This window comes from Microcoleus sp. bin48.metabat.b7b8b9.023 (genome assembly GCF_013299185.1).
Classification (GTDB): domain Bacteria; phylum Cyanobacteriota; class Cyanobacteriia; order Cyanobacteriales; family Microcoleaceae; genus Microcoleus.
The window spans coordinates 156,844-168,273 of record NZ_JAAFKG010000002.1; the positions used below are offsets into that span (position 1 = coordinate 156,844).

General features: G+C 45.4%; 12 protein-coding genes. 7 read left to right on the top strand and 5 right to left on the bottom strand.

Annotated features, from left to right (window positions below):
- Positions 1-103 precede the first annotated feature (103 nt).
- Both QZW82_RS01945 and QZW82_RS01950 read right to left on the bottom strand, forming a co-directional pair.
- Positions 104-619: a DUF4385 domain-containing protein gene (locus tag QZW82_RS01945; protein WP_293143701.1), complete on the bottom strand. Its 516-nt coding sequence runs from the start codon at positions 617-619 to the stop codon at positions 104-106.
- The gene (locus QZW82_RS01950; protein ID WP_293143704.1) at positions 616-1,041 is read right to left on the bottom strand and encodes a DoxX family protein; all 426 of its coding nucleotides are present in this window, start codon (positions 1,039-1,041) and stop codon (positions 616-618) included. Before QZW82_RS01950 ends, QZW82_RS01945 begins: the two co-directional genes overlap by 4 nt.
- 1,169 nt (positions 1,042-2,210) lie before the next feature.
- Between QZW82_RS01950 and QZW82_RS01955 the strand changes: the two genes are divergently transcribed.
- The 4 genes from QZW82_RS01955 to ureG all read left to right on the top strand — a co-directional run bounded on the left by QZW82_RS01955 (position 2,211) and on the right by ureG (position 5,300).
- Positions 2,211-2,702: a DUF4168 domain-containing protein gene (locus QZW82_RS01955; protein WP_293143707.1), complete on the top strand. Its 492-nt coding sequence runs from the start codon at positions 2,211-2,213 to the stop codon at positions 2,700-2,702.
- Between the two features lie 255 nt (positions 2,703-2,957).
- A complete protein-coding gene (gene ureE / locus QZW82_RS01960; protein ID WP_293143710.1) occupies positions 2,958-3,395 on the top strand; it encodes an urease accessory protein UreE in 438 nt (145 codons plus the stop codon).
- A gap of 86 nt (positions 3,396-3,481) precedes the next feature.
- Positions 3,482-4,180, top strand: a complete 699-nt coding sequence (locus tag QZW82_RS01965) for an urease accessory protein UreF (RefSeq protein ID WP_293143713.1) — start codon at positions 3,482-3,484, stop codon at positions 4,178-4,180.
- Between the two features lie 517 nt (positions 4,181-4,697).
- The gene (gene ureG, locus QZW82_RS01970; protein WP_293143715.1) at positions 4,698-5,300 is read left to right on the top strand and encodes an urease accessory protein UreG; all 603 of its coding nucleotides are present in this window, start codon (positions 4,698-4,700) and stop codon (positions 5,298-5,300) included.
- A gap of 3 nt (positions 5,301-5,303) precedes the next feature.
- Here the strand turns inward: ureG and QZW82_RS01975 are convergent, their stop codons facing one another.
- Positions 5,304-5,906, bottom strand: a complete 603-nt coding sequence (locus QZW82_RS01975; RefSeq protein ID WP_293143717.1) for a hypothetical protein — start codon at positions 5,904-5,906, stop codon at positions 5,304-5,306.
- Positions 5,907-6,086: 180 nt separating this feature from the next.
- The gene (gene murG / locus QZW82_RS01980; protein ID WP_293143720.1) at positions 6,087-7,178 is read right to left on the bottom strand and encodes an undecaprenyldiphospho-muramoylpentapeptide beta-N-acetylglucosaminyltransferase; all 1,092 of its coding nucleotides are present in this window, start codon (positions 7,176-7,178) and stop codon (positions 6,087-6,089) included.
- A gap of 186 nt (positions 7,179-7,364) precedes the next feature.
- Between murG and QZW82_RS01985 the strand changes: the two genes are divergently transcribed.
- Positions 7,365-8,288, top strand: coding sequence for a nuclear transport factor 2 family protein (locus QZW82_RS01985; RefSeq protein WP_293143723.1), 924 nt, complete (start codon positions 7,365-7,367; stop codon positions 8,286-8,288).
- 5 nt (positions 8,289-8,293) lie between these two features.
- Here the strand turns inward: QZW82_RS01985 and QZW82_RS01990 are convergent, their stop codons facing one another.
- Positions 8,294-8,500 carry a hypothetical protein gene (locus tag QZW82_RS01990; protein ID WP_293143726.1) on the bottom strand — a complete coding sequence of 69 codons (207 nt, stop codon included), beginning with the start codon at positions 8,498-8,500 and terminating at the stop codon, positions 8,294-8,296.
- 120 nt (positions 8,501-8,620) lie between these two features.
- Here QZW82_RS01990 and QZW82_RS01995 point away from each other — a divergent pair, with 120 nt between their 5' ends.
- Together QZW82_RS01995 and QZW82_RS02000 are read left to right on the top strand one after the other, a co-directional pair.
- The gene (locus QZW82_RS01995; protein ID WP_293143728.1) at positions 8,621-9,403 is read left to right on the top strand and encodes an SDR family oxidoreductase; all 783 of its coding nucleotides are present in this window, start codon (positions 8,621-8,623) and stop codon (positions 9,401-9,403) included.
- Positions 9,404-9,822: 419 nt separating this feature from the next.
- Positions 9,823-10,872 carry a calcium-binding protein gene (locus QZW82_RS02000; RefSeq protein WP_293143730.1) on the top strand — a complete coding sequence of 350 codons (1,050 nt, stop codon included), beginning with the start codon at positions 9,823-9,825 and terminating at the stop codon, positions 10,870-10,872.
- Positions 10,873-11,430 lie beyond the last annotated feature (558 nt).

The window sequence follows — 11,430 nt, forward strand, 5'->3', positions numbered from 1 at the left end:
GAGAACCGTGTCCGATTGATTAACTGCACGCGCAATCGGTTTTTGTGATGGTAATCACCGGACACGCTCTAAATTGCGAGTTCAGAGTTTTTGTAAGCCTATGTCAATCCTCGGACTTGCTTCCAGAAGATTCGTACATCTGCCGGTGTCTCGCCAAAAGCTGGAGATATTTCTCGTTGGTTTTGGCCAGCATCCATTTCTCTTGAAAAATGGCTGCCGATTCTGCTTTCACCGGATCGGCTGCTAGTGGTAAAATATCTTTTCGAGCTGCGGTTTGCTCTGCAACAGACTCCAGCTTCTGAGGGTTCTGCTTGTATTTGCGGCCGCTTTTATGATTGGCGTAGCGGCGCGATCGAGTATACCCCATCTGCAAGAACTTGCGCGCCATGTCCGCTCCCACAAAATCACCGGCATCGAGATACTCTAAAAACAACGAGTAAATTTTGCTGCTAGACTCCCGGGCAATTTCAGGAGTCTTAAATCTCCAGAAAGGCAGAATTTCTGATTTGTAGGGTTCCACCAACAGCACTCCCTGTTCTCCTTTCCCCACCCGATAAAGTTCCGGGTGCTGTCGAAAGTCAAGGTTCTTAAAATCCAAAGAGTAGTCGAACTGCTTCATTGAGCGTTTTCTGTTCTATCTGGAACGATAGAAGCCTGCGGTTTACCTTCGTCTGGTTGGGTATAAACCCAGGCCCAAGCAATCAGGACAGCTTGAAAAGGCAACCTGAACCAATAGATTAATTGGTTGTGTGGAATACCTTCTATCGGAATATTGTTGACGGCTTGATTGATATTAGCCGGAAACACGGCAATAAATAAGGCAATTAATCCCCACGCCGCCGCTCTGCTGACGGTGGGAACTAACAGCCCAATCCCGCCCAAAATCTCGAAAAAACCGCTCATATAAACCAATGCTTCCGGGTAAGGAAGCTGGGGCGGCACGATTCTGATAAAGGGTGCGGGTACTGCAAAGTGCAGAACGCCTACAATACTGATAGCTACTGCGAGGATGACTCGCCAAAGTTCTTTTTGAGCTTTCATGGGCAATTGGTAATTAATAATTGTTAACTTGCTGCGAAAACCCTTGCAAAAATCCGCGATAGGCGATCGAGATTACAAGAAAACAGATGGATAAAAGTTTAGGACTTCGGGGTTTTTCTAGTCTGGCCGGCGGCTGTAAGGAGATTTTGGATAACAACCAGGTTTCTCGTTCAGTTGACAGTTGACCGGAAGAGGGCGACCTCTACCATGAAGTCGGAGGATGGGAGTAATGAATCGTCTGATTTTAATTTCTACGCCAAACCCAGAGGCTTTCAACCAATTCTTTCTGGTAAGTCCGAGACAAGTTTTCCCCGGCCGAAACTGGAGGAAGCGGGGATCTAATCGAAGGTCTCCGGGTGATTGCCGAAAACAGATAGCGGGTGTTTTGATAGAACGATTTTAATGTCTAGTTCCCGAATGCTGCCTCTGTCTTGGGGTAGTAAAATCGACGTTGGTTCGGGTTCGGGTTCACTGACTGCGTCAAACCAGGAGGGGATTTTCTCGATCGACAAATTCGCCTCTGCCTAACATTACATAATTGATTGAGTTGGCGATCGCACTCGCTTGGCCAGAAACCGCGTTTTCAACCCAAATATTTGGTTCAAATCCTTAAGATAGCGAAAAAACCCGGTTTCTTTAGTTTCTTGGCGTTAGTCCCATGTTTGAGGAAATTGATGAGTGCGATTGCTCCTAAATTTGATACCAGTTTCAACCAAAACCCTTATTTGACATGTCATTCCCAATTCCCCAATCTCAAATCGAAAAATGGAAAATCTAAAATTGTATGACTTGCAGGCGATCGCACCTGAATTTGAGTAATTAATGTGAGGAGTTTGTCAAGGACTTTTAGAATTATTTAAGATTTGAGTGGCGAGCATTATTTGGTACAGGCAATTAAGAACGCTCTGTAATTAAAATTACCGTCTAAATTTTGTGTTCGGTTAACTTATTAAAGATGTTACAATGGGTCAAAGGATGGAAATTGCTAAAAAGTCGTGAAGCGTAGCTATCCCGAGCATCAATCGCCCTAGCAACTAGCAAATCAAGAGTGCTGGAATTAAAAATTGTCACTCAAGGGCAGGAACTTTTTAGCCACTACATTATTCTCAAAGAATGAGCCTATGTGCGCTGTGTCATTTTTATCTACACGCAAGCAATCACCGACGACCATGAACACCTCACTCAACACCTCTAAATTTCGCCTAAACCGGATGCTGCGGCAATCGCTGTTCGCAGGCATCATTTCCGCAGCAGCTTTGGCTAGCGGATGGGCCCCTGACTTGTACGCACAATCTCCAAGCCTTGTTTTCGGAGCGGCCGCCCAAGCTCAAGAAATTAGCAACGCCGAAATTACTAGCTACGCTCGCTCTGTCTTGGGAATCGAACCCAGACGGGAGGAAGCTATGAAGGAAATTAAAGGAATGGCTGGTGGCTCGGTTCCCAGAATAGTCTGCAACGAAACTCAAGAAGTGAACAGGCTGTCGGGAAATGTTCGTGGCATTGCGGTAAATTACTGCCAACAAGCTAAAAAAGTTGTCGAAAGCAATGGTTTGACAGTTAGTCGCTTCAATCAGCTCACTTTGCTCCAGCAACGCGATCCGGCAGTCAAACAACGAATTCAAGCTGAATTGCTGCGGTTGCAACAAGCGGGAAATCAATAAAATAGATGGTTTTAGTCTTTCTTCCTCTCCCGTTCTATAGTTGGAGTTACTGCACGGTATGCAATCATTTTTGAGAAAATGGCGATCGCCTGTAAAGAAGTGCTTGACAAAATAACCAATATTTGGTATGCAAGAACGGGAGCGGTTTAGAAAGAGAGATTTCGTGCGACTACTTGCGATCGCAATTAAAAAGAAAAACAATATTCCTCAAAAACTAGATGTGAAGTCAATTCCTTTGAGGAATAGAATAGAGAAATGCTAACTTTCACAAAACATTTGCCTGCAAATCCCGATGCTGTTGTCAGCTTTAGTTTGCCGATGACAGCGGACGATCGCACTCGCAGCCGCCACCGATTCGAGACGGAGGCTGGAGAAGTGCTACACTTGGCTTTGCCTAGAGGTACGGTGTTGCGCGATCGAGATTTATTGCAGTCGGAAGACGGTAGCTGTTTGGTACTGGTAAGTGCAAAACCCGAACCGGTACTGACAGTGCGGGCCTCGACTGGGCTGCTGCTGATGCGGGCGGCTTATCATTTGGGAAACCGCCACGTAGCTTTAGAAGTTGCTGATAATTATTTAAGGCTTTCTCCTGATTCTGTTTTGCAGGGAATGCTGGAAAAAATGGGTTTGGAAGTAATAGAGGAAATTGTGCCGTTTCAGCCGGAAATCGGCGCTTACGCGCACAGTCACTGACGAAGAAGGAAGAAGGAAGAGGGAAGAAGGAAGAAGGAAGAGGGAAGTCGGAAGTTCGGCAATTAGCAGTGTACGGGATTTAACGGATGGACGATCGCAGTAATTCTCTATTATGTTTATTGCAGTTAGCTTTTGCACCTGTGGGAGCTTATAGTTATTCTGAGGGAATCGAGAGTTTGGTAGAAGCTGGTGCGATCGACAGCGAGATGAGTTTGAGGAATTGGTTGGAAAATTCGCTGCAATTTGGGGCGGTGCGAGTAGAAGCTGCTGTGGCGGTACGGGCTTTGAGGGCGGCGAAGATTGGGGATTCGAGAGCTTTGAGTTATTGGAATGCTTGGGCGACTGCTGCTAAGGAAACTGAAGAGTTGCGCTTGCAAAGTTGGCAGATGGGGCGGACTTTGACGCGGTTGTTGCTGGATTTGCGATCGCCCGTACCTTCTGGATTGACAACAATTGTAAAAGATTTGGTGGAAGTTGGCGGCAATCAGTGCAATTTTGCGATCGGCTTTGGGATAGCGGCGGCTTGCTGGCAGATTGAAGAGGAAGCAGCCGTGGTAGGATATTTGTACAGTTGGGCTGCAAATTTGGCGAGTGCGGGCGTGAAACTGATTCCTCTCGGTCAAACAGCCGGCCAACAGTTACTGTTAGATTTACAGTCTCAAATTAGTTTGACGGCACGAGAAGTTTTACAATTAGAAGATGATGACCTTGGTAGTTGCAGTTGGGGATTGGGACTGGCTAGTATGGCGCACGAAACTCAATACACTCGCTTGTTTCGCAGTTGAAATTTCTTTGAAAGGTACGTAGTTGCGCTTGAGCGCTCTTCTCTTATATACGATGAAAGAGCAATTTCATGGCAACAAGGTACGTAGTTGCGCTTGAGCGCTCTTCTCTTATATACGATGAAAGAGCAATTTCATGGCAACAAGGTACGTAGTTGCGCTTGAGCGCTCTTCTCTTATATACGATGAAAGAGCAATTTCATGGCAACAAGGTACGTAGTTGCGCTTGAGCGCTCTTCTCTTATATACGATGAAAGAGCAATTTCATGGCAACAAGGTACGTAGTTGCGCTTGAGCGCTCTTCTCTTATATATGATGAAAGAGCAATTTCATGCCAACAAGGTACGTAGTTGCGCTTCAGCGCTCTTCTCTTTTATATATGAAAGAGTGCTTTCATCGCAACAAGGTATGTAGTTGCGCTTGAGCGCTCTTCTCTTATATACGATGAAAGAGCGCTCAAGCGCAACAACGTACCTAAAAAGCCGTTCAAAATTGCTAAAATCTAAAATCTAAAATTGCTATGAGTGCTTTTCGTGTAGGAATTGCTGGCCCGGTTGGTTCGGGAAAAACTGCTTTGCTTGATGCTTTGTGCAAAGCGCTGCGCCAACAGTACCAGATTGCTGTGGTGACTAATGATATCTATACGCAGGAGGATGCACAGTTTTTGGTTCGGAGTCAAGCTTTGGAGAGCGATCGCATTTTGGGAGTAGAAACTGGAGGCTGTCCCCACACTGCTATCCGCGAAGATGCTTCGATCAATTTGGTAGCTATAGAAGAGTTAGAATACAAATTTACTAATTTAGATTTAGTGTTTGTCGAAAGCGGTGGCGACAATTTGGCGGCAACTTTTAGCCCGGAGTTGGTGGATTTGACAATTTACGTGATTGATGTGGCTGCGGGGGACAAAATTCCGCGCAAGGGCGGCCCGGGAATTACTAAGTCGGATTTATTGGTAATTAATAAAACAGATCTCGCGCCTTTTGTGGGAGCAGATTTGGGCGTGATGGAACGGGATGCTAAAAAGATGCGCGGGGACAAACCTTTTGTGTTTACTAATTTGAAAACTCAGGATGGCTTAGCGTCGGTGGTTGATTTTGTGAAGCTGAATATTGGTGAGAATTAGGGATTAAGTGCCGTCCATTCCCAATGCTAAAATCCCCAAAATTTTACCCAAATTGGTAAGCCAAGTTTCGGTTGTCTCAACAAAAACCGCTTGTCCTTCGAGTTTTAAGAATTTCCACCTATCTCCTGTAGTGACAGCCCCATAAATTGTTGTAATCTCATTACCTTCGCGCTCGTTGAAGATTTTAGCTGCTAGCATTTCAGCTATGCACTGTCCCAATCCAGAATTAATGTTTTCCTTTTTAGCCTCTACAATAGCAATGACTGGAGCTTTGACAATTAACAATTCTGGCGATCGACTTATCAGAAAATCACAATTCCCATTCAGCCCTCTTTCAGCATCTACAGTAAAATCAATGCCAGAAAATAAGCTCACGCGATGGTGCAAAAGTTTTCTCACTTCCATTAAAATCGGCGCAATAATCAATTCCGAACGCGATTTTTCTGTATTGCTACCGAGAGCTACTGGCAGATTTTCTTGCAAAGTTTCTGTGAGTAATCTGCTGTACTCTAATTCCGGTGCAGGAGTGAAGATTTCAACTATTTCAGTATAAGCTAAGTCAAAGGTTTTCAATACTTTGTCTAAATTAAAGTCACTGTATGACATTTGACTTTCTCCTGGTTACAAATTCTCGATCGGCTATTTATATCGTGTCCGGTCAATTCGTGCTGGTATGGGCGGGGGCGGGTTTATGAATTTGTTGGCTTTGAGGTCGAGAATACTGGTGAACCCGCCCCTACAAAATTTTGCATTATTATATATATAATAACCGATCGCTAACACTCCCTACCGCACCAACAATTCCCGTACCAAATTTGCCAAACGTTCTGTACTGTCACTCACCGCTAATTGAAGAGCAGCTTGAGACATTTTTGCCAAATATTCGGAATCTTTTAACAAATATAAGACTTTGCTTTGCAATACCTCTGCTGTCAGTTCGCTTTGACGGAATACGAAGGCGGCGCCGGCTGCGGCAAATACTTCGGCATTAAATCTTTGGTGGTCGTCGGCGGCGTGGGGGAAAGGAATTAAAATAGAAGGTATTCCTGTTACTGCTAATTCTGTTAGAGCGCTGGCGCCCGATCGACTAATTGCTATATTTGCTCGCTGCAACAAACCCGCTACATTATCAGAAAATGGCATTGACAGATACTGTTCGTGCTTCAAGCTTTCAGCATCCGGGTCATTATTTCCGGTAAGGTGCACTACCCACGCACCCGCCTCAAACCAAGCCGGAGCACATTCGCGCACTAATTTATTGACGGCGACAGCACCTTGGGAGCCACCCATTACTAAAATTACAGGTACGCTGTCAGGAATTGGTAACTTTAGAGGTTCGCGAGTCAAGAATTGCGATCGCACTGGCGTACCCGCAACCACCGTTTTCGCACGGGGTAAATGCTTTGCCGCTGCTTCAAATCCGATCGCCACAGCAGTGCAAAAAGGACTAAACCACCGCGTCACCTTCCCAGGAATTGCATTGGATTCGTGGAGAATCACCGGCAAACCCAAAGAGCGAGCCGCCAAAATAGCCGGTGCTGCGATGTAACCGCCAGTAGTAAATACTCCCTGAAAATTTCCCGCTTTGAGCAACTTCCGTACCTGAAGGATCGAGCCGAGGAGTCCGCCCAAAATTCGCATTGTACCGAGTCCAAATCGCTGCTGAAAGCCTTCAACTGCGATCGTATGGAGGGGGTAAAGGGAGGGAACTAATTGCGTCTCCATGCGGTCTGGCACTCCCAGCCATTCGATCTGACAGTCGTGCAATTCCGCGGCGGTGGCGATCGCCGGAAATAGATGTCCTCCCGTGCCGCTAGCTGCAACCAACAACCGCAGGGGGGGTTTTGTTAAGGTATTTGTTTCTTTTACAAGTTCCACAGGTCGATCGATTTTAGATTAGAGGTTTTAGATTATTATGCTTATTATTCCGGCAGTTTCAGCTAATTTTCAATCAGCAATCTAAAATGAGATTGTGCCGTATCCCTCCTTCCGTTGTCAGTTTTTCGTTGCAGGCGAACAGTTGCCCGCGCCGCGACCCCTGACAAATAACCAAAGTATCATCTAATGCGTAATTTTTTGAATTTAGTGCCAAGTGTATCTCAGTATTTTGCCAGCCGTCGGGACGAAACAGCCGATCCTCTTCGAGGGCTGCGCCAACGCGCGATCGTGTTTGGCTTTAACGGCGGCCAGTCGATCGCTCGGCTTTTATTATGTTTAGCAGTTGTCAGTGGTGGCGTGCTGCATCCGATTGTCGCAAGAGCGACGACGATGGCGGCGACTCCCGGGGCGATCGCCCAAACCCCTGCCAATGCCCCAGCCCCACTCACCAAACTGCTAACAGAAATAGACGCAGCCGCCAACCGGCGCGATATCAAAGCAGTCATGGCATTTTACAGCCAGAATTTCACTCATTCTGACGGCTTAAACAGCCAAAGCATGGAAAAAGCCCTCACCCAACTCTGGCAGCGATATCCGAATTTAAATTATCGCACCGAACTCAAGTCTTGGAAAACCGAAGGTAACGCAATTATCGCTGATACCGTAACTACAATTGCCGGCACCCAGAAACAGGATGGCAGAGAATTAAACCTCAAAGCTACCATCCGTTCTCAGCAGCGCTTTGAGGGTGAAAAAATAGTTAAGCAAGAAATTTTAGCAGAACAAAATCAGATAAGTTCTGGTAAAAATCCTCCCAAAATTCAAGTGAATGTGCCGGAGCAAGTCAAGGTGGGCGAAGAGTACAATTTTGATGCCATTGTTCTAGAGCCGATCGGCAATGACATTTTAATCGGAACTATTTTGGAGGAACCCGTTAACGAAAAAACTTTTTTCAAATCCGCAGAAGTCGATCTGGATTTGCTGAATTCTGGCGGGATTTTTAAAGTAGGTAAAGCTCCGGCTACTCCTGAAAATCGCTGGATTTCAGCAGTTTTGATGCGACAAGGCGGAATTGCCATGGTTAGCGTGCGATTGCGGGTTGTTAAATAATAAAATTAGGTGTTATGGGGAATTGGGAATTGGGCATCGGGCATCGGGCATCGGGCATCGGGCATCGGGCATCGGGCATCGGGCATTGGAATCAGAACCTCGAAGCTTATCGATCGCAAATAACCAATAATATTATGTCCGGCCGATTGACCGCAATAAAATGGGTTCGTAGTGCGGACTTCAGTCCGCATAATGCGGACTAAAGTCCGCACTACGAACCTTCATTGTTATGGTAATTGAGCGGACATGATATAACAACTGTCAACTGATAGTTGTCAACTGACAACTGACAACTGTCAACTGCTAACAGTCAACTGTCAACTGATAAAAAAATGATTTCTATCCAAAATCAAATTGTTTTCATTACCGGTGCCAGTAGCGGTATCGGAGCAGCCTGTGCCAAGATATTCGCTACAGGTGGAGCCAAACTAATTTTAGCAGCCCGCCGCCGGGAAAAGCTCGATCGCCTTGCCAACGAACTTGCAGACACAAAATTAGTCGCCTCAGCGAACGAGATTCACTTGCTAGAATTGGACGTGCGCGATCGCCCGCAAGTCGAATCGGCGATCGCAGCACTCCCCGACGGCTGGAAAAACATCGATATTCTGATTAACAATGCGGGATTGAGCCGCGGTTTAGACAAACTGCACGAAGGCAACTTTCAAGATTGGGAAGAAATGATTGATACCAATGTGAAAGGCTTGCTGTACGTGACTCGCTACATCGTGCCGGGAATGGTTAGCCGAGGCCGCGGCCACGTAGTCAACATCGGCTCAATAGCAGGCCGTCAAGCTTACCCCAAAGGTAATGTTTATTGCGCTTCCAAAGCAGCGGTGAGAGCGATTTCTGAAGGATTGAAACAAGACCTTTTGGGAACACCAGTGCGGGTGACGGAAGTAGAGCCTGGTTTGGTGGAAACAGAATTTAGCAATGTCCGCTTTCACGGCGATTCAGACAAGGCAAAAAATGTCTATCAAGGACTGACACCCTTGACTGCTGAGGATGTAGCGGATGTCGTATATTTCTGCGCGACGCGATCGCCCCACGTCAATATTAGCGAAGTCTTGCTAGTTCCGACAGACCAAGCTAGTGCAACTCTCGTTCACAGAAAATAGTTTTGATGTCTGAATAAAAGACGTATGAATAGTTAAATATTTTCCGCATCCATCAGTATTTTCACATAGATAGAAATCCCCAAAATATTGAGACTTTTTAATATAATTAAATATATAATATAGCCTTTCTCAAAAAGATGAGGTATGACTGACAGCTTGTATAACCGTTAAACTAAGAGGGCCCAAGCCCAACAACGTCCGCGAATCTTTCTGAGAACCGCTATAAGACGTATGAAGAGTTAAATGGTTCCAGGTTATTTATCAGTAGTTCTACCTACAAAAAAATCAAAAAAATCAATGATTTTTTTTTGATTAATTGCAGATAAAACTATTCCGGAAATTAGGATTTTAGCCAGTAAAATTCACAAGAGATATGAAGACTCCCGATAGATATCCCCCCCTATGCGAGATCACTGGCTATGTCCCAAATAACAAATCCAACTCAACCCCTAAGCGTTCAACCGAACGCTATTGGCGGTTTAATTATTCAAGGCTCGCCCGATATACCAAACAGGATTAACGGCAGTAGCGGTTCGGATCAAATCATTGTAGGTTCTGGTAACGATGAAGTAGCAGGTCTAGGTGGCAATGACATCATATTTGCTCTTGATGGCAATGACACTTTGAGAGGTGGCGACGGCAATGATACTGTCTTCGCCGGCAAAGGCGATGATTTAATCGAGGGCGGTGCTGGCGAAGACGTTCTTTTTGGCAATCAAGGAGCCGATACCATCCGCAGCGGAGAAGGCAATGATACTGTTTTTGGAGGTAAAGGTGATGATTTCATAGACGGTGGCGGTGGCGATGACTTCCTGTTTGGTGACCTCGGCAACGACAACCTTTTCGGCGGTGACGGCAATGACTACCTTGTCGGCGGTGAGGGCAACGACACAGTGAACGGCGGTGAGGGCAACGATATTGTCTTTGGCGGCGAAGGAAACGATATTTTGTTCGGCGGTAAAGGCGACGATATAGTCCAGGGCGGCCGTGGAGATGACTGGATCAACGGCAACTTAGGAAATGACACCGTAACAGGTGGCAAAGGAAACGATATTGTGTTCGGTGGTAAAGGCAATGATATTGTAGAAGGCGGCCAAGGAAACGATATTATTTCTGGGAACGCAGGAAATGACACCCTCACAGGTGGTGCAGGAGCAGATACATTCCGCTTCGAGTTTGTCGGTGCCGATAATATGGATACGCTGACAGATTTTAATCCTACAGAAGATAAAATTCAACTCGATCGATCTGTATTTAATGCTTTGATACCGGGCAATCTAGTTGGCAACCAATTTATTACAGACCCCAATTTCAATCCCAACACTCCTGGGACACCGGGCGCGGCTAATGTCATCTACAACCCGGCTGACGGTTTGCTGTACTACCGCAATCAAAACGGACAAGTTTCGATTGTTGCCCAAGTCGGTTCTAACCTGAATCTTGGGTCAAACAACTTTGAAATTATCTAAGTTTCAACCCCATGTAGGGTATATCTACCATTCACATATAGCTTTTATCACAAAGATTAGATACTCATGCGGATAGGGCATAGGGAATTGGGCATTGGGAATTGGGCATTGGGCATACCTCACTTTTTTGAGAACGACTATAGATTTGAGATTTGAGATTGAGGGATTGATTGGTCAATACTTCTTTCTGATAATTAATTAGATTTGAGAGTTTAGATTTTATTAGACTTGAGCCGTAGCCGTAGGGTGCGTCAGGTAGAATATTCTTCGTCTGTTCTCAAAAATAATCGCCCTGACGCACCCTACAATAACTATAGATTTGAGAGTTTAGATTTTATTAGACTTGAGCCGTAGCCGTAGGGTGCGTCAGGTAGAATATTCTTCGTCTGTTCTCAAAAATAATCGCCCTGACGCACCCTACAATAACTTTGAATTTTATTGAATTTTAAAATACTTGAAGATATAAATCTAGTGGGAGAACAAGAGTCTATTTTTTTGATTCAACTCTGACGCTCCTGTGGGAAAGCAAGTATTTATTTTTTGCTATGAAATGTTTTT

Excerpts from the sequence above, each read along its gene's own strand:
- QZW82_RS01965 (WP_293143713.1), top strand. The coding sequence starts at position 3,482 with ATGGACGATCGCAGTAATTCTCTATTATGTTTATTGCAGTTAGCTTTT.
- QZW82_RS01945 (WP_293143701.1), bottom strand. The coding sequence starts at position 619 with ATGAAGCAGTTCGACTACTCTTTGGATTTTAAGAACCTTGACTTTCGA.
- QZW82_RS01985 (WP_293143723.1), top strand. The coding sequence starts at position 7,365 with ATGCGTAATTTTTTGAATTTAGTGCCAAGTGTATCTCAGTATTTTGCC.
- QZW82_RS01955 (WP_293143707.1), top strand. The coding sequence starts at position 2,211 with ATGAACACCTCACTCAACACCTCTAAATTTCGCCTAAACCGGATGCTG.
- QZW82_RS01995 (WP_293143728.1), top strand. The coding sequence starts at position 8,621 with ATGATTTCTATCCAAAATCAAATTGTTTTCATTACCGGTGCCAGTAGC.
- QZW82_RS02000 (WP_293143730.1), top strand. The coding sequence starts at position 9,823 with ATGTCCCAAATAACAAATCCAACTCAACCCCTAAGCGTTCAACCGAAC.
- QZW82_RS01975 (WP_293143717.1), bottom strand. The coding sequence starts at position 5,906 with ATGTCATACAGTGACTTTAATTTAGACAAAGTATTGAAAACCTTTGAC.
- ureG (WP_293143715.1), top strand. The coding sequence starts at position 4,698 with ATGAGTGCTTTTCGTGTAGGAATTGCTGGCCCGGTTGGTTCGGGAAAA.
- QZW82_RS01950 (WP_293143704.1), bottom strand. The coding sequence starts at position 1,041 with ATGAAAGCTCAAAAAGAACTTTGGCGAGTCATCCTCGCAGTAGCTATC.
- ureE (WP_293143710.1), top strand. The coding sequence starts at position 2,958 with ATGCTAACTTTCACAAAACATTTGCCTGCAAATCCCGATGCTGTTGTC.